Source organism: Arsenicicoccus dermatophilus, from assembly GCF_046267915.1.
Taxonomy (GTDB): domain Bacteria; phylum Actinomycetota; class Actinomycetes; order Actinomycetales; family Dermatophilaceae; genus Arsenicicoccus; species Arsenicicoccus dermatophilus_A.
In genome coordinates this window covers 96,485-112,357 of sequence record NZ_CP176520.1, presented here as the reverse complement: position 1 = coordinate 112,357, position 15,873 = coordinate 96,485, and the positions used below count along the sequence as shown (strand labels likewise).

Here is a 15,873-nt window from a genome sequence, read left to right as displayed (position 1 = left end):
ACCGCCCCACGACGCAGGCTCGGGCAACCATGCCACGGCTCCCCTGGTGGGGGCGTGGCATGCGGTCACCCGAGCCTGCGTCCCGCATGACCCATCGGGCACCCCGTGAGGTCAGCGCAGGGCGTCGCCCCAACCGGTCCTGCGGGCCTGCTTGTAGCCCGCGCCCTGCCGCCTGGACACCACCCGCTCGGCGGTCGTCCCGTCCGGCAGGCACAGCGGCAACCCGACGAGTCCCTTGCGCAGCAAGGGGTGTCGCAGCACCCGTCCCGAGCCTGCCTGCACCGGCAGGCGGGTCGCGGCGACGTAGCTGAACTTCTCGTCCTCGTAGGACAGCTCACCGCCCTTGATCGACCGGTGCAGCGCCGACCGCTCGACCCGCGCCGGGAAGTGGCACCAGTCGCCCTCGGCGAGCGGGCACGCCGACCCGTGCGGGCACGGCGCGGCCACCCGCAGCCCCAGGGCGAGCAGCCGCTCCCGGGCGGCCAGGACCCGGTCGTGGCCCGCGGGCGTCCCCGGCTCGATCACCAGGACCGTCGAGGCGAGCGACGCGGCGACCTCGACGGCCTCGGGCCGCAGCGGCTCGGGCAGCTCGCCGAGGACGTACGACACGACCGCCAGGTCGGCGTCCCCCGTCCCGGCGGGCACCCGCGAGCTGCCGAGCGTCCAAGGGTGCCACCGGGACTCGACCAGAGCTGGTATGCCGGACCGCCGCGCGAGGTCCGCCCCCGCGGCCCGGGCCGGAGCCGCCTGCTCCAGCACGTCGACACGGGCGAGTCCGCCGTCCAGCGATGCCACGGCCCAGCCGGTCGCCCCCGTCCCGCCGCCCAGGTCGACCAGGTGCTCGACCGCCAGGTCCGGGACGGCGTCGTACAGCTCACCCAGCGCCGACCGCAGCGCGGCGACCGTCGCGGGCATGCGATAGGCGGCGTAGGCCGAGACGGTCGCGGGATCGTCGAGGATCACCGCGGCCGGGACCTCACCGGAGCGGTAGGCCTCGATCAGCTGCTGCACCCGCCCGGCCAGCAGCGCGGTGGGGCGACCGGCGAGGGCCTCCTCCAGGACGACGCGCAGCCGGCCCGGGACCTCCTCGGGCTCGACGGGACAGGTGCGGCAGGAGGACATGGGCGCTCCGGGTGACGTGGAGGGAGGTCCGTACGAGCCTATCGGCACCCCACCCACGACCCGCGTCGGTCCCTCCTGCGGCTGGTCGGGCTCCCGGCCGCGCCGTCGGGAGCCCGGCAGCGCGCACCAGGTTGAGCGGTTGCCGGACAGGGCGGAGCCTGGGGCCATGTGTTCCTGCTGCGGGTGCGAGGACATCGGGCTCATCGGTCGCTACATGGACGAGCACGAGCACCTGATCAACGAGCTCGGCGTGCTGCGACGGGCCTGCGACGCCCAGGACCTCGCCGCCGTGCAGGCGGCGTGCGGCCACCTGCGGGGCCTGATGCAGCCGCACTTCGACTCCGAGGAGCGCAGCCTGTTCGCGGTGCTGCGCGAGGACGAGGACTTCACCGAGCACGTCGACCTGCTGTGCGCCGAGCACAAGGACCTGTGGGGCCTGTTCGACGCGGTCAGGGGCGGCGACCTCGGCGGCGACCACGCCCTGGAGGACCGGCTGCGGTTCCCCATGGACCGTGAGGACAACGGCCTGTTCCCCGCGGCCGCGGTGTCGCTGGACGGACCCCTGGGAGCGGGATCATGGACCTCGCCTGACACCGGGCAGGACGGCTCAGCAGACGTCCCGCCTCCAGGCGTTGCCCTCCAGGATCCACGGCTCGACGATCTGGTTCACGCTCGGCACGTCGTACAGGTAGGTGGCCCACCCGACCCGGCCGGTGACCTGGGTCTGCAGGGTGCGGATGACGAGCGGGCCGGCCAGCTCCCGGCGCACGGCCTGGGCCTGGCGCGTCAGGGTGCCGACCGAGGTGATGGCGCGGCACCGGGTCGACAGCATCGGGTGGGCCGCGGGACCGTTGCCGCCGAGGTAGGCGTCGGACCAGGCCCGCACGGCGCGCTGCAGCGCTGCCGACCGGGCCACGGTCGCCGGGTCGCCGTACGTGATGACGCGGCTGGGCCCCGTGGGCACGCTGCGCGGTGTCGGGGTGGCGACCGCGGGCGCGACGAGCACCGGCGACGGCTTGGGGGCCGTCGTGGCGGTGGCGGTGGCCGGTCGGGGGATCGCGGAGGCGGGCGCCGTGGGGGCCGGCGCGTGCGGCACCACCCGCTCCTCGGGGACCGCGACCGGCGGGGGCGTCGCCTCCGCGCTCACCATGATCGTGCGGTGAGGCGACGACGGGGCGGTCGTGCGCGACGTCATGGTGGCGAGGCGTTCGGCCTGCGCGGCCTGATCCACCCCTCCGGGCGCCGCGGGTGCGGGCACGCCCTGACAGGCGCCGAGCAGACCCGTGAGGCAGGCCACGGCGAGGAGAGTCGAGGATCGGTTCACGTGGTCACGATAGGTGATTCATGGATACTTCGAGTGAGGTATGTCGCCAGAACCCCGGGGGGCGTCATACGAACAGATCACCGGACCCGGCAGCCGGGAACGGACTGTCACCGTGAGAGCACCTCCTGCGTCGCGGCGCACGCCGGGCGCGTGGTGGCGCCGCCCCCTCGCCACCTAGCGTGGGGCCATGAGCACCCCGGTGACCGACCCCACCCCTCACGGCCCGATCCCCCCTGCCACGACCACCGCCGACCTCCTCGACAAGCCGCGGCTGCGCGGCTGGCTCCACGCCGGCATGACCCCGGTGGTGTTCCTCGCCGGATTGGCGCTGTGCGTCGCCGCACCCACCCTGATCGCGCGGATCGGTAGCGCGGTCTACCTCGTGGCGGCACTCATGCTCTTCGGCACCAGCGCGACCTATCACCGCGGCAGCTGGAACGACAAGGTCCGGGGGGTCTTCAAGCGGTGGGACCACGCCAACATCTTCGTCTTCATCGCCGGCACCTACACGCCGCTGAGCCTGCTGCTCCTGCGGGGGCGCTCACGGGTCCTGCTGCTGGTGCTCATCTGGTCCTGCGCCGTGCTCGGGGTGCTCTTCCGGGTGCTGTGGATCGGGGCGCCGCGCTGGCTCTACACCGGGCTCTACGTCGTCATGGGGTGGGCGGCGCTGGGATGGCTGGGGGCCTTCTGGACGGCGGGGGGGCCGCTCGTGGTGGTGCTGATCGCCCTGGGCGGCGTGCTCTACACGATCGGGGCCGTGTGCTACGGCTTGCGCCGGCCCAACCCGTCGCCGACGTGGTTCGGCTTCCACGAGGTCTTCCACGCGTGCACGGTGCTGGCCGCGATCGCGCACTACGTCGCCATCGCGTACGTCGTCTTCGACTGATCCGGGGACGGTCTCGAGCCCGGAGGGTGAGCAGAGCCTGAGGACGTCGGCGTCTGTCTTAGTCCGTTTGGCGTTTCGTTACGTCCGAACAGGTGAGTATCGACTCCTTAGGGTTACTGCTCATGCGCACTTCGTGTTGTCCTGTGGGAACTCAGCCGTCCGCCCCGAACAGGAGCACCCCCATGCGCATCACCCGTCGTCCCACCCTCGTGACCGCCGGCGCCCTCGGCACCGCCGCCCTCGCGCTCTCCGCCTCCGGCACCCTCTCCGGCTTCACCGCCTCCATCACCAACAGCACCAACACCGGCGGTGTCGGCTCGCTGGTGATGCAGGAGACCGGACCCGACGGCAACGGCGGGACGGCCACGTGCCTCACGACCGCCTCGGCCACGTCCGCCACCTGCGCCACCATCAACAAGTACGGCGGCGACCTCAACATGAACACCACCAGCAACGCCACGAAGGTGACGGCCATCGCCATCAAGAACGCCGGCACCATGAACGCCGGCACCTTCACCCTCACCCCCGGCGCCTGCACGCTGACCAACACCGCGAGCAACACCGGTGACCTGTGCACCGAGGCCGTCGTGACCATCAAGCAGGACGGCACCCAGATCTTCACCGGCACGCCGGCCGCCCTCGCGTCCGGTGGCCCGCTGACCCTCGCGACGACCAACGTCACCGCCGGCGGCACGTCCAACGTGGAGATCACTTTCGCGACCACCGCCGCCACCGACGCGGTGCAGGGCGAGTCGGTCTCCCAGCCGCTGACCTGGACCTTCAACGCGTGATCCGCGTCGGACCGGCCCCGGTGCGCAGGCACCGAGGCCGGTCGACGAAGCGGTCCCCCTCCCCCGGCCGGGGACGTCCCACCCCATCACCCGGCACCCCCTCGTCGTACGCGAAAGAGTCCCCGTGAAGCTCGCCCGTCCGCGGCCCTCCCGCCGGTCCGCCGCTCTCGCGGCCGGCGTCGCCGGCAGCCTCGCCATGGCCCTGTCCACGAGCGGCACCCTGTCGGCCTTCACCGCCCAGATCCAGAACTCCGTGAACACCGCCGCGTCCGGCACGCTCACCATGAAGGAGACGACGTCCTCGGACGCGGCGGGCGGCACCGTCACCCAGACCTGCACCTCCAACGACGGCACCCCCGCCGGGATGGCGACCAACAGCGCCACCTGCGGGACGATCAACAAGTATGGCGGCGCCACCGCCCTCACCCCGGGGGGCGCGGCCGCCACGACCTACGTCCAGATCGTCGACACGGGAACCGCCCCGGCCACGGCCTTCACCCTGACCCCCGGGGCGTGCACCGCCACCGCACTGGCCCTCAACGGCGGCGCCGCCCCGAGCACCGTGTGCGGCAAGTTCACCGTCACCGTCACCGCCACCGTCGGGAACGGCACCACGGTCCACCCGATCTACTCCGGCACCGCGGCGGCCTTCACCAGCCCGGTCAACATGCTCGCCAAGACGGGCCTGACCTCCCTGGCGCCGAACACCCCGGTCAAGCTGACCTTCTCCGTGGCCCTGGACTCCTCGGCGGACAACAGCTTCGCGGGCTACCAGATCAGCCAGCCGCTCACCTGGAACTTCACCGCGTGATGGTGACCGCCTCCCGCGCGACGTCCCGCCCCCGCCGCCCGGCCGGCGGTGCGGACCCCGCTGCCGACCGGACCCGGCTGCTCGGACGCGCCCTCGCAGCGCTCCTGGCCGCCGCCCTCATCGCCCTCGGCCTGTCGTGGGCCCTGCTCACCGCCCGCGGGGGACACCTCTTCGTCGTCGAGACGCCGTCCATGGCCCGCACGGCCCCGGTCGGCACCCTGGTCGTGAGCGAGCGGGTGGACCCGGCCACGCTGCGTGCCGGCGACGTGATCACCTTCCGGCCGCCGAACGCGAAGCGGGACTACACCCACCGCATCGTCGAGACCACCCCCCAGGGGCTGCGCACCAAGGGCGACCTCAACGGCTCCCCCGACGGCTGGGTCGTCCCGCGGGCCAACGTCATCGGCAAGGCCACCCACCTGTGGTTCGGTCTCGGCTGGGTGCTCAGGTGCCTGCCCTGGCTGGCCCTCGGCGGCTTCCTGACGGCCGCCGTGCGCTCCCGGGTCGCAGCCCCGATGCGGGTGGCCACGACCATCAGCGGCGCCTCCCTCAGCACCTCCCTGGCCCTGCTCGTGGTGCGGCCCCTCGTGCGTGCGGAGACCACGGGCTTCGTGCCCGCCCCCGGCGGTGGGGTGCGGATCTCCGTCGTCAACACCGGGCTGCTGCCCGTGCGCGCGACCTCGCTCGACCACCGGCACGTCGACGTCGTGCCCGGCCAGCTGGCCTGGGCGACCACCCAGCAGGCCGACAGCCACGGTCGCTACCAGCTGGTCCCCTCCCTGCACCTGCCCTGGTGGGGGTGGGTGCTGATGGGCCTGCTGTGCGCCACCCCGCTGCTGGCCGCCCTCATGGTGCGCGACGACCAGGGCGACGCCGAGCCCGGGCCGACGGACGGGCCGACGGACGGGCCGACGGACGAGCCGACGGACGGGCCGCGCGGGACCGCACCCCGGCCGCTCGCCGCCGCGCGCGCCGCCATACGCCGCAGCACTCCCCGGGCCGCGCGTCCTGCCCGGGCGGCTCGCCTCGCGCCTTCTGCCCGGGCGGCTCGCCCGGCTCGCCTCGCCCGGGGCGCCGCCGCCGCGGCGCTGGTCGCGCCCTCCGTCGTCCTGGCCGCGGCGGCTGCCCCCACCTCCTCCGCGCTCACCGCCCAGCTGCAGAACACCACCGACACCGCGACGAGCCGCTACTTCTACACCTGCCTCGAGGCCCTGCGTCACTACCAGCCGTACGCCGCCCCCGCGCAGCTGGTCGTGGGCTACACCCTGGGCAACGGCACGTCGATCAGCGGCACGACCAGCCAGGCGACCAAGAGCACGTCCACCGCGGCCTACACCAACGTCACCCAGACCCCGAGCAGCTACGGGTGCCGTCGGGACAAGTCGCTCCACGGCATCGGCTCGGTGAGCCTGGACGGGGCCACCTCCAAGATCACCGTCACCGCTCCCCCCAGCCAGTCGCTCGCCGACGGTGACCCGCAGTACTCCGACCGGCAGACGACGGGGACCTGGTTCGCCACCACCACGACCCGCGGCGGGGTGCTCATGTGCTACGCCGACAGCACCGGCACCTGCCGGTCCCGGACCCTGTGGATGGACAACAACGGCTACGTGCGCTGGACGGTCGGCAGCACCACGCTGGTCTCCAGCAAGCCCCTGAACGACGGGCAGTGGCACCAGGCGGTGGGCCAGCTGAGCACCACCACGGGCGCCAAGCTGTGGATCGACGGTGCGACCGCCGCCACGAGCCCGTCGACGACCTCCTCCGGCAACGGCAGCGTCGTCTACCCCCAGATCGGTTACAGCGCCGGAAGCCCGGGGCTGACCCCCGCCCCCACGAGCCTGTTCTGGGCGGGCAACCTGCAGTTCGCGGGCTTCTACGGCGCGTCTGCCGGGCAGCAGGTCGGGGACGCCGACGTCGCGGCGATGTATCAGGCCGCTGGCGCCTGATCGACACCGCGTGCGGGTCGCCTCAGCCGTGCGGCAGCAGCATCGTCACCGTGAGGGTGCTCGCTTCTCCGGCCCGCACGGCGTGCCGCAGCATCGGGGTCAGGTGCAGCAGACCCCCTGGTGCCAGGTCGATCTCGCGCCCCTGGACGGTGCAGGTCACCCGCCCGCGCAGCACCTGGATCAGGACGGGGTGCCGGGCGGCGTGCTCCTTGAGCTCGTCACCGGCCGCGAACTCGAAGGCCACGACCTTGACGGTCGGGTCGTCGATAACGGCCGTGGCTCCCGGGCGACCGCCCCGGCTCGCGGCACGCCCGCAGGCGTCGTCGACCTGGGTGACGGTGCCCTCGTCGGTGCCGGGGCTGCGGCCGGAGGTGCTCTGCTCGACGTGGTCGTCGGTGGGCTGGCTCATCCCCCCACGCTACCTACCGGGGGCGGTCGGATCCGCCTGCTCACGTTGCCCAGGCGGATCCGACGACCGGCGGTAGGTCTAGGCAGGGTGGGTGAGGAGGGTGGCGTCCCCCTGACGGATCGCCATCCGCGGCTGGCCGGTGACGTCCAGCTCGACGTGGAGCACCGCCGCCGGGTCCCCGTGCTCCGGGGCGCCCGGCGCCGGGCGCACGGCATACACCATCCGCTCGTTGGTGAGCTCGACCGTCTCGACCTGTCCGCGCACCAGCCAGGGATGCCGACGGCGTATGGCGACGAGCGCCTGGTGCACCCGGAAGGTCCCGTCCCCCAGAGGACTCAGCCCCGACGGCGCCTGCGGCAGCGGCGGCCGGACCGCGTCGTCGCCACCCTCACGGTCCTCCTTGACGCCCTCGAAGCCGTGCTCGTCGCCGTAGTAGAGCGACGGCTGCCCGGCCACGGTCATCAGCACCGTCATCGCGAGCACGGCCTTGGCCTGGCCGACCCGGGAGGCGATGCGGGTGACGTCGTGGTTGCCGACGAAGGTCATCGGGACGAAGGTGTCCAGGAGCGCCTGGTGACGCTGCAAGGCGTGGTCCAGCTCCCAGAAGTTGCGGTCGAGCAGCGAGGACCAGACGGCCTTCCACAGCTCGTACTGCGTGACCGAGTCCAGCGTGGACTCCCGCACCAGGTGGGCGTAGTCGCCGTGGATCACCTCGCCGACGAAGGTCGCCTCGGGGAACTCCGCACGCACCTGCGGCAGCACGCGCGCCCAGAAGTGCGGGTCGACGGCATAGGCCGCGTCCAGGCGCCACCCGTCGATGCCGCGGCGCAGCCAGTGCCGCATGACGTCCGCGACCAGGTCGACGACCTCATCGCGGCCGTGGTCGAGCGCGACGAGCGAGCCGTGTCCCTCGAAGACCTCCGGACGCGCCTCGCCGCTGCTCCAGTCGATGCGGAAGTGCCGGGCCGCGGTGGACTGCGGACCCTCCACCAGGGCCTGCTGGTAGAGCGGGTGCGCCCAGGCCACGTGGTTGAACACCCCGTCGAGCAGCACGCGCAGCCCCTTGTCGCGGGCGCGCCGGACCAGCTCGTCGAGATCGGCGTCGTCGCCCAGCCGCGGGTCGATCCGGTAGTGGTCCAGCGTGTCGTAGCCGTGCGTCGCGGAGGCGAAGATCGGCCCCAGCTGAAGTCCGTTGGCGCCCAGGGCGATCGCGTGGTCAAGCCACCCCTCCAGGCGGGCCAGGGGGTGGTCGACGACGGCCGGGTCGAAGCCCCCGTGGATCGGCGCCCCCACCGCCCCGAGCGGATAGACGTGCCACCAGATGACGTGATCGGTCCAGGTCATGGGCCGAGTCTGCCGCACCGAGCAGGGAGTATGCCGAACCGCCGGGTCGGGCGGGAGCGGGACCTGGACGAGGTGCTGGGTCGACGGACGCCTCGGCGTGGCGGGGACGGCGCGGCAGGGACGGATCAGCGGCGACGGATCAGCGGGGACGGCGCGGCAGCCGCACCCGCGGCCGGTCGTCGGCGCGGCGGGCTCGCTGCTGCAGCAGCAGGATCCGCCGTTCGACGATGTCCTGGGCGTGCAGGCAGACCCAGACGCTGATCCCGGCGAGGGGCAGCTCCACGAGGACGGCGAGCAGGACCGCCACGACCAGGGCCCCCTCGTCCGGGGCCGTCACCATGTCGAACCACGCGTCGGTCACCAGCAGGCCGGCCGTCCAGCCGCCCGTCGTGGACATCCACCGGGAGCGCCGCAGGGTCGCGACGGCCGTGGCGAGCAGGGCGACGAGCAGCATGACGTCGAAGCCCGCCCAGGCGATGTCGACGTTGGGCGACAGTGCGCGGGAGGGCAGGGCCTCGAGCAGGTAGAAGATCCACGGGACCAGCGCCACCGCGCACCCGGCGAAGAGGATCCCCACCCAGGGCAGGGAGCGGGAGGACGCGACGGGCAGGTCGCTGCCGGGGTCGTCCGCCTCGGGGACGAGCCGGTCGACGGCCTCGACGACGTGGGCGACGGCGTCGACGGGGCTCGCGCTTGCGGGCTGCTCGCCGCGGGGGTCGGCGGTGCTGGGCACGGTCACCTCCTGCGCGGACGTTGGGACTCGGGCCAGCGTAACCCTGCGTGATCCCGCGGCGGGCGGCCTCCGGCCGACCGTCCTCCTGGCGCCTCGGGCAGGTCAGGTACGGCAGACCGGCCAGGCGTCTCGGGAGCCGCCGGGGCCGGACACCCCCGGGCGCAGCTCAGTGCCGCAGGCGCGCGACCAGGTCGTCGCGGCCGCCCACGAGCTTGTCGAGCAGCCCGGTCAGGGTGCGCTGCTCCTCCTCGGACAGCGCTGCGGCCCAGGCGATCTCACGCTGGTGCTGAGCCTCGAACAGGCACCGGATCTCGGTGACCCCGGCGCCGGTCAGACCCAGCCGCACGGACCTGCGGTCGTCGGGCGCAGGCTCTCGCCATACGACCCCCTGGTCGACCAGGGGACCGACGAGGTTGGAGACGGCCGCCCGGGTCAGGCCGGTGAGCTCGGCGACGCGGCGCGGCTCCAGGGCGCCGGCGAGCCAGAGGACGTAGAGGATCCGGAAGGCGGACCAGGAGCGCCCCGCCGGCCGGTGGACCGAGGCCTCCAGGTCGTAGGTGACGATCCCGGACGCCCGGTTGAGCGTGAGCAGCAGCTCGGAGGCGCGGGCGTCCGCGAAGCCTTCCTGCACCAGGCGGGTCCGGGCCAGGCGCACGAAGGACCAGAAGTCCAGCTCCGGCATGGCTCCCCCTGGCGACGTGCGGGTCGATCGACTACAGTCGAGATAGTACACAGATGTACTACCCGCCGACGGCGCCGCCCCGGCGTCGAGCGACCGAGGAGCAGCGATGGCGCACTACCGCAGCGCGGGTCACGTCCCGCCCAAGCGGCACACCCAGCACCGCACCCCCGAGGGGGGCCTCTACTACGAGGAGCTCATGGGCGAGGAGGGCTTCTCCTCCGACTCCAGCCTGCTCTACCACCGCTACCTCCCCAGCGCGATCGTCGACGTGCGGCCGTGGGAGCTGCCCGACCAGACGCTGACGCCCAACGACCCGCTGCTGCCGCGCCACGTCAGGACCCACGACCTGCCGACCCGGCAGGACGACGGCGCCGGGCTCGACGTGGTCCGCGACCGCCGGCTGCTCCTGGGCAACGCCGACGTCCGCCTCGGCTACGTCGCTGCCACCGCGCCGAGCCCGCTCTACAAGAACGCCATCGGCGACGAGTGCTGCTACGTCGAGTCCGGCACCGCCACGCTGGAGACCCAGCTCGGGCATGTCGACGTCCACCAGGGCGATTACGTCATGATCCCGCGGGCCACGATCCACCGCTGGGTGCCGACGGGTGACGAGCCGGTCCGCGTCTACTGCATCGAGGCCAACTCACACATCACGCCGCCCCGGCGGTTCCTGTCGACGTACGGGCAGCACCTGGAGCACGCGCCCTTCTGCGAGCGCGACCTCCGCCACGTGTCGGATCCGGTGCAGGTCGACGAGCAGGACGTCGAGGTCTACATCAAGCACCGCGGCCGTGGCCCGTCCGGCATCGCCGGCACCATCCACGTCCAGCCGCAGCACCCCTTCGACGTGGTCGGCTGGGACGGCTGCCTCTACCCCTACGTCTTCAACATCGCCGACTACGAGCCGATCACCGGGCGGGTCCACCAGCCGCCGCCCGCCCACCAGGTGTGGGAGGGGCACAACTTCGTGATCTGCAACTTCGTGCCGCGCAAGGTCGACTACCACCCGCTCGCGATCCCGGTGCCCTACTACCACTCCAACGTGGACTCCGACGAGGTCATGTTCTACTGCGGCGGCGACTACGAGGCCCGCAAGGGCTCCGGCATCGGACAGGGCTCGATCTCGCTGCACCCCGCGGGTCACGCGCACGGGCCGCAGCCGGGAGCCTACGAGCGGTCCATCGGGGCGGAGTTCTTCGACGAGCTCGCGGTCATGGTCGACACCTTCCGGCCGCTCGACCTCGGCGAGGCCGCGCTGGAGACCGAGGACCCGAGCTATCCCTACTCCTGGTCGGGCGGGCGCCGCCTGTCCCAGGGATGATGTCGGTATGACGGAGCAGCGAGCCGCCACGGCCGCCCGCGACACGGCCGGCGCCCTACCGCCCAAGGCGATCCCAGCGGACACGATCCCGCTCGTCCGCGCGCTGGTCGACGACGCCGGGCTCTTCCCGCCCACCGCGCTGGACATGACCGACGCCGTCGCCCGCCACCGCGCCGACGACGCGGCCGGGCACCCGGTGCACACCGGCCGCTTCCTGGTGCCGACCTCCCGGGTCGAGGAGCTGCGGCAGGCGCTGCGCCAGGGCGAGAGCGTCCAGGTCGGGCTGATCGTGGACGAGCCGCTCGGCGACCTCGCCGCGCTCGTCACCGAGCTGTCCACCGACCCGCGGCTCCGCCTCGCCGGGATCGAGCTGCGGCTGCCAGCAGGCGATCTCGCCGAGTCCGTGGCCTCCGTGCAGGCGGCGACGCAGGGCACCGGGGCAGCCACCTTCGTCGAGATCCCGCTCGCCGGGGCCGAGGCAGGCGTCACGGCGCAGGCGCTGCGCGCCGTGCACGCGGCCGGCCTCGGCGCCAAGGTCCGCTGCGGCGGGGTGACGCCCGAGCTGTTCCCCACCGCCGACGAGCTCGCGGACTTCCTGGTGCTCGCGGCCGACCTGGGCACGGCGTTCAAGTGCACGGCGGGGTTGCACCACGCGGTGCGCTACGTCGACGAGCGGACGGGCTTCCAGCACCACGGGGTCCTGGACCTCCTGGTGGCCGTGCTGCGTGCCCGGGCCGGCGCCGGTCGTGAGGCCGTGGTCGAGGCGCTGACCTGCGACGACGGCGACGCGCTGGCGACCGAGGCGCGGGCGGCGTCCGAGGCCGACCAGCGGGCGGCCCGTGCGTCGTTCACGGCATACGGCTCCTGCTCCACCTCCACGCCCGTCGACGACCTGGTGGCGCTCGGGCTGACCGTCCCCGTCGCGGGCCCCGAGCTCCGCGACCCCGAGCGGCAGCTCGACCACCCCTGACCTGCCCGAGCATCACCACCCGAGCCCCCCGCACCACTGCCGACACGCCCCACGATCACCGCCACGTGCCCCTAGTGACGAAAGGGGTGAGCGGGCGGGGCACGCAGACCACCCACCCACCATCCACCAGCACCACCGAGGAGCTCCCGTGACGACCACCTGGGTCGACATCCCGCAGGACAGCCCGTTCGGCCTCGACGCCCTTCCCTACGGCTCGATGGACACCGGCGACGACTTCCCGCACCTGGGCGTGCGCATCGGCGACCAGGCCCTCGACCTCACCGAGGCGGCCACCGACCTGCCCGGCGGCTGGTCCGACGTCGTCGAGGAGGGCACCCTCGACCTGCTGCTCGCCGCCGGCCCCGAGGCCTGGGCCCGGCTGCGCGCCGACGTCCAGGGCTGGCTGTCCGACGAGCGGCACCGCGAGACCGTCGAGAAGTACCTGCTCGACCTGTCGACCGTCACCCTGCTCATGCCGTTCACCGTGGGCGACTACGTCGACTTCTACGCCTCGGAGAACCACGCCACCAACCTGGGGCGCATCTTCCGCCCCGACTCCGAGCCGCTCACCCCCAACTGGAAGCACCTGCCGATCGGCTACCACGGCCGCTCCCAGACGGTGATCGTCTCCGGCGAGGACATCCCCCGCCCGCAGGGGCAGCGCCGCACGCCCGACGGGGACGTGGTCTTCGGGCCGTCGATCCGGCTGGACATCGAGTGCGAGCTCGGCTTCGTCGTGGGCGTCGGCAGCGAGCGCGGCTCCCGCGTCGCCGTCGCCGATCTCGACCAGCACGTCTTCGGAGTGACCATCACCAACGACTGGTCCGCCCGCGACATCCAGGCCTGGGAGTACGTCCCGCTCGGCCCCTTCCTCGGCAAGTCCTTCGCCACCTCGATCGGCGGCTGGGTGCTGCCGCTCGCCGCGCTGCAGGACGCGCGCGTCGAGCCGCCGGCTCGCGACGTGCCGCTGCAGGACTACCTGCGCGACGCCGAGCCGTGGGGCCTGGACATCGAGTTCGAGGTGCGGCTCAACGGCGAGGTCATCTCCCGCCCGCCCTACGCGCAGATGTACTGGACGCCCGCGCAGATGCTCGCCCACACCACGGTCAACGGCGCTTCGGTCCGCACGGGCGACCTCTTCGCCTCCGGCACGATCTCGGGTCCCGGGGTCGACCAGCGCGGCGCGTTCATCGAGATGACCTGGAACGGCCGCGACCCGATCACCCTGCAGGACGGCTCGACCCGCACCTTCCTGGAGGACGGCGACGAGGTCGTCATCTCCGCCACCGCGCGCGGCAAGGACGGCCTCCGCATCGGCCTCGGGGAGTGCGCCGGCCGCATCACGCCCGCTCGCTGACCCATCACGTCGACGGCCCCCCTCGTATGCCGCGGCCGGTCCGCTCCTCGGTACGCCGAGGAGCGGACTGGCCGGCGTCATACGGGCTCTGGCACGTCCGGCCCGACCGACCCACCGTCGAGCGCGAGCGCCTCCCGCAAGAGCTCGAGCTGGTCCAGCCGCTCGTTGGCTCGCAGCGGGGGCATCAGGGCAGCGAGCCTGATCAGTCTGGCATCTGTCATGACCTGTGCCAGCCGAGTTGCTGTCGCCGGCCGCAAGCGCTCCCGGAGGACGAGGCCGCATCGATAGACCCCCGCGCGCTCGACTTCGTACTCGCAGCGCGCCATGGAACTCTCATGCTCGAAGGTGGCATCCCCGTACCGTCCGTGCGACGCCGCGTCAAGGAGCCGGTCGAGGTCGAGGGCGTCCTTCTCGGTGCCCGGGGTCCGCACGTCCCAGGCAATGAGCTTCAGCAGGAGCATCGACTCCCGGGATGCCACGGCGATGGCGTGTGTCGGGGACACCTGGACCATATCCCGGTGGAGCCAGGCCTCGGCCATCCCCGTGACGTCCAGCTCGTCGTCCGAAGCGGGCCGGACCACGCCCTCCGGGGCGATGTCTCCGAACGGAAGGACATCCACGGGCTGTCCCGCCACGCGGATGCGGACTCCATGACCGCGGCGGGGACCCAGCTCACCGAGTCGTCGGTCGAGTTCCCGCAAAGAAGCTACGGCGACGGCGACGGCGACGTCGAGGTCGTCAGTACCTCTGCCAGGCTCGACGCCCGCCCCCAGCACCAGGCAGACGTCACGCGCCCACGATCCCACCAGCATGACGTCGCCCAGCGCTGTGTGGACGGTCGACAAGGCGTGAGCCACCGACGGGGGGAAGGCGAAACAAGCCTGATCAGTGAAGGCGTCGAAGGTCGTCATCCTCGTCCCACATCTCCTCTGCCAGGGCTCGCACACGAGGATCGCCCGAGTGGCTTGCGTCGGCGTAGACGACCAGGCTGGGGGCGCTGCCCGGCCACGGATTGTCGGGCTCGACGAGGTCGGGGGACCAGAAGAGCTCTCGAAGCCTCACCTCCGGCAGCCTCCGTTCGTCCTCGACGTACGACCGGAGACGGCCGAGGCGCACCGCGTCCTCCCAGGGAGGCGTGCCGTAGATCACGGTGTGCCTGGCGCTCCTGAGCCCGTGACCCCTCATGACGAGTCCGGCTTCGCCGCTCAGGAAACCCCGAGCGAGCTCGGCAGGCCCGTGCTCCGCCCACCAGGCGGGCTCGGGACCGCTGCACCCGCGGGAGCGGAGCGTTGGAACGAGTCTCACGACGTAGCCTTCGAGCCACCGGCGCGCCAGCATGTCGTGCTCCACCACGTGGTTGCGTCCGCGGACAGACCGCACGAAGCCCTCTGCGTGCAGATCCGATCGTGCGTGCTGGGCCGCGCCGACGGACACCATGCTCGCGCGCGCGAGCTCACGCACGGAGCCAGCGACCAGCTCTGGACGGACCAGCAGGGCAAGAACGACGCGCAACCCGGCCGGGGTGAAGGCGCGCGAGGGGCGTTCCTCCCCGGGGGCCGCGAGACGCTCGGGCCTGCGCCCCTCCACCCAGAGCTTGATCTCGGGCGACTCCAGCCAGCAGTTACCGGCCGCGTCGACGAACGAGACCCCGAGGTCGCGGTAACGCGCAGCCATGACCGGGGTGACATGCGGCAGCCCCACCATGCGTCGGAGACCGACGTCAGTCATCCCCCGTCCGTCGGTGGGTCGCAGACGGGTCTTGATCTCGACGCCCCAGACGGCATCGGGGGCCGCGTCCAGGCAGACGCGCCACGAGGTCCGCGCCGCTCACGTCCATGGCAACGGGCACCTCGACCTCGAAGCCCAGCTCCTGGAGTCGGCCTGCGATCGCGTCCTCCAGGGCGGCCCCCGACTCTCGTCCGTTCACCTCTCGCACAGTGTTCATGCTACGTGAACACGAGATTTTTGTGAACGGTACGGGCTCGGCTCCTGACTCCCGGGGCCGTCGCAGGGCTGGGCCGCGGCCTCCGACCGCACCCCAGTCGTATGGCGTGTCCCCCCGCATGACGCAGCCCGCCCGCTCCTCGGTATGCCGGGGGACGGGCGGGCTGACGTCATACGGGGTCTGTCACGTCGGGTTCGACAGACCCGCCGGGGGCGGTCGGACTCGCCTG

15 protein-coding genes and 1 pseudogene are annotated in these 15,873 nt (G+C 72.8%); 8 read left to right on the top strand and 8 right to left on the bottom strand.

What is annotated here, in order from left to right:
* Positions 1 to 111: 111 nt before the first annotated feature.
* Positions 112 to 1,122 carry a small ribosomal subunit Rsm22 family protein gene (locus ACK2IS_RS00870; protein ID WP_409484283.1) on the bottom strand — a complete coding sequence of 337 codons (1,011 nt, stop codon included), beginning with the start codon at positions 1,120 to 1,122 and terminating at the stop codon, positions 112 to 114.
* Here ACK2IS_RS00870 and ACK2IS_RS00865 point away from each other — a divergent pair.
* Positions 1,121 to 1,651, top strand: a pseudogene (locus ACK2IS_RS00865) (hemerythrin domain-containing protein); the annotation flags it as partial. The gene ACK2IS_RS00870 and the pseudogene ACK2IS_RS00865 sit on opposite strands and share 2 nt — an antisense overlap.
* Positions 1,652 to 1,729: 78 nt before the next feature.
* Here ACK2IS_RS00865 and ACK2IS_RS00860 read toward each other — a convergent pair.
* Positions 1,730 to 2,446, bottom strand: coding sequence for a hypothetical protein (locus tag ACK2IS_RS00860; RefSeq protein WP_409484282.1), 717 nt, complete (start codon positions 2,444 to 2,446; stop codon positions 1,730 to 1,732).
* 187 nt (positions 2,447 to 2,633) lie between these two features.
* On the opposite strand from ACK2IS_RS00860, the gene trhA reads away from it, so the two are divergent.
* The 4 genes from trhA to ACK2IS_RS00840 all read left to right on the top strand — a co-directional run bounded on the left by trhA (position 2,634) and on the right by ACK2IS_RS00840 (position 6,883).
* On the top strand, positions 2,634 to 3,332 hold the full coding sequence (gene trhA, locus ACK2IS_RS00855; protein WP_409484281.1) for a PAQR family membrane homeostasis protein TrhA: 699 nt from the start codon (positions 2,634 to 2,636) through the stop codon (positions 3,330 to 3,332).
* Between the two features lie 182 nt (positions 3,333 to 3,514).
* A complete protein-coding gene (locus ACK2IS_RS00850) occupies positions 3,515 to 4,123 on the top strand; it encodes a hypothetical protein (RefSeq protein WP_409484280.1) in 609 nt (202 codons plus the stop codon).
* A 124-nt stretch (positions 4,124 to 4,247) separates the two neighbouring features.
* Positions 4,248 to 4,934 carry a hypothetical protein gene (locus tag ACK2IS_RS00845; RefSeq protein WP_409484279.1) on the top strand — a complete coding sequence of 229 codons (687 nt, stop codon included), beginning with the start codon at positions 4,248 to 4,250 and terminating at the stop codon, positions 4,932 to 4,934.
* Positions 4,934 to 6,883, top strand: a complete 1,950-nt coding sequence (locus ACK2IS_RS00840; RefSeq protein ID WP_409484278.1) for a signal peptidase I — start codon at positions 4,934 to 4,936, stop codon at positions 6,881 to 6,883. Before ACK2IS_RS00845 ends, ACK2IS_RS00840 begins: the two co-directional genes overlap by 1 nt.
* A 22-nt stretch (positions 6,884 to 6,905) precedes the next feature.
* Here the strand turns inward: ACK2IS_RS00840 and ACK2IS_RS00835 are convergent, their stop codons facing one another.
* The 4 genes from ACK2IS_RS00835 to ACK2IS_RS00820 form a co-directional block, all read right to left on the bottom strand.
* A complete protein-coding gene (locus tag ACK2IS_RS00835; protein WP_409484277.1) occupies positions 6,906 to 7,292 on the bottom strand; it encodes a cupin domain-containing protein in 387 nt (128 codons plus the stop codon).
* Positions 7,293 to 7,370: 78 nt separating this feature from the next.
* Positions 7,371 to 8,636, bottom strand: coding sequence for an alpha-amylase family protein (locus tag ACK2IS_RS00830; RefSeq protein WP_409484276.1), 1,266 nt, complete (start codon positions 8,634 to 8,636; stop codon positions 7,371 to 7,373).
* A gap of 139 nt (positions 8,637 to 8,775) precedes the next feature.
* Positions 8,776 to 9,369 carry a hypothetical protein gene (locus ACK2IS_RS00825; RefSeq protein ID WP_409484275.1) on the bottom strand — a complete coding sequence of 198 codons (594 nt, stop codon included), beginning with the start codon at positions 9,367 to 9,369 and terminating at the stop codon, positions 8,776 to 8,778.
* A gap of 166 nt (positions 9,370 to 9,535) precedes the next feature.
* Positions 9,536 to 10,051: a MarR family winged helix-turn-helix transcriptional regulator gene (locus tag ACK2IS_RS00820; protein WP_409484274.1), complete on the bottom strand. Its 516-nt coding sequence runs from the start codon at positions 10,049 to 10,051 to the stop codon at positions 9,536 to 9,538.
* Positions 10,052 to 10,157: 106 nt separating this feature from the next.
* Here ACK2IS_RS00820 and ACK2IS_RS00815 point away from each other — a divergent pair, with 106 nt between their 5' ends.
* From ACK2IS_RS00815 to fahA, 3 genes are all read left to right on the top strand, one after another.
* Positions 10,158 to 11,372 (top strand): homogentisate 1,2-dioxygenase, encoded by a 1,215-nt coding sequence (locus tag ACK2IS_RS00815; protein ID WP_409484273.1) that lies wholly within the window; start codon positions 10,158 to 10,160, stop codon positions 11,370 to 11,372.
* Between the two features lie 7 nt (positions 11,373 to 11,379).
* Positions 11,380 to 12,342: a hypothetical protein gene (locus ACK2IS_RS00810; RefSeq protein WP_409484272.1), complete on the top strand. Its 963-nt coding sequence runs from the start codon at positions 11,380 to 11,382 to the stop codon at positions 12,340 to 12,342.
* Between the two features lie 148 nt (positions 12,343 to 12,490).
* Positions 12,491 to 13,699 carry a fumarylacetoacetase gene (fahA, locus tag ACK2IS_RS00805; protein WP_409484271.1) on the top strand — a complete coding sequence of 403 codons (1,209 nt, stop codon included), beginning with the start codon at positions 12,491 to 12,493 and terminating at the stop codon, positions 13,697 to 13,699.
* 77 nt (positions 13,700 to 13,776) lie between these two features.
* On the opposite strand, the gene ACK2IS_RS00800 is transcribed toward fahA, so the two are convergent.
* A complete protein-coding gene (locus ACK2IS_RS00800; protein WP_409484270.1) occupies positions 13,777 to 14,610 on the bottom strand; it encodes a hypothetical protein in 834 nt (277 codons plus the stop codon).
* Positions 14,585 to 15,427, bottom strand: a complete 843-nt coding sequence (locus ACK2IS_RS00795; protein ID WP_409484269.1) for a type IV toxin-antitoxin system AbiEi family antitoxin — start codon at positions 15,425 to 15,427, stop codon at positions 14,585 to 14,587. The genes ACK2IS_RS00800 and ACK2IS_RS00795 overlap by 26 nt, the downstream gene beginning before the upstream one ends.
* Positions 15,428 to 15,873: the final 446 nt, after the last annotated feature.

Bases quoted from the DNA above. Each gene is read 5' to 3' on its own strand.
- trhA (WP_409484281.1), top strand. From the start codon at position 2,634: ATGAGCACCCCGGTGACCGACCCCACCCCTCACGGCCCGATCCCCCCT.
- ACK2IS_RS00810 (WP_409484272.1), top strand. From the start codon at position 11,380: ATGACGGAGCAGCGAGCCGCCACGGCCGCCCGCGACACGGCCGGCGCC.
- ACK2IS_RS00800 (WP_409484270.1), bottom strand. From the start codon at position 14,610: ATGACGACCTTCGACGCCTTCACTGATCAGGCTTGTTTCGCCTTCCCC.
- ACK2IS_RS00820 (WP_409484274.1), bottom strand. From the start codon at position 10,051: ATGCCGGAGCTGGACTTCTGGTCCTTCGTGCGCCTGGCCCGGACCCGC.
- ACK2IS_RS00830 (WP_409484276.1), bottom strand. From the start codon at position 8,636: ATGACCTGGACCGATCACGTCATCTGGTGGCACGTCTATCCGCTCGGG.
- ACK2IS_RS00795 (WP_409484269.1), bottom strand. From the start codon at position 15,427: ATGACTGACGTCGGTCTCCGACGCATGGTGGGGCTGCCGCATGTCACC.
- ACK2IS_RS00815 (WP_409484273.1), top strand. From the start codon at position 10,158: ATGGCGCACTACCGCAGCGCGGGTCACGTCCCGCCCAAGCGGCACACC.
- ACK2IS_RS00850 (WP_409484280.1), top strand. From the start codon at position 3,515: ATGCGCATCACCCGTCGTCCCACCCTCGTGACCGCCGGCGCCCTCGGC.
- ACK2IS_RS00835 (WP_409484277.1), bottom strand. From the start codon at position 7,292: ATGAGCCAGCCCACCGACGACCACGTCGAGCAGAGCACCTCCGGCCGC.
- ACK2IS_RS00870 (WP_409484283.1), bottom strand. From the start codon at position 1,122: ATGTCCTCCTGCCGCACCTGTCCCGTCGAGCCCGAGGAGGTCCCGGGC.
- ACK2IS_RS00840 (WP_409484278.1), top strand. From the start codon at position 4,934: ATGGTGACCGCCTCCCGCGCGACGTCCCGCCCCCGCCGCCCGGCCGGC.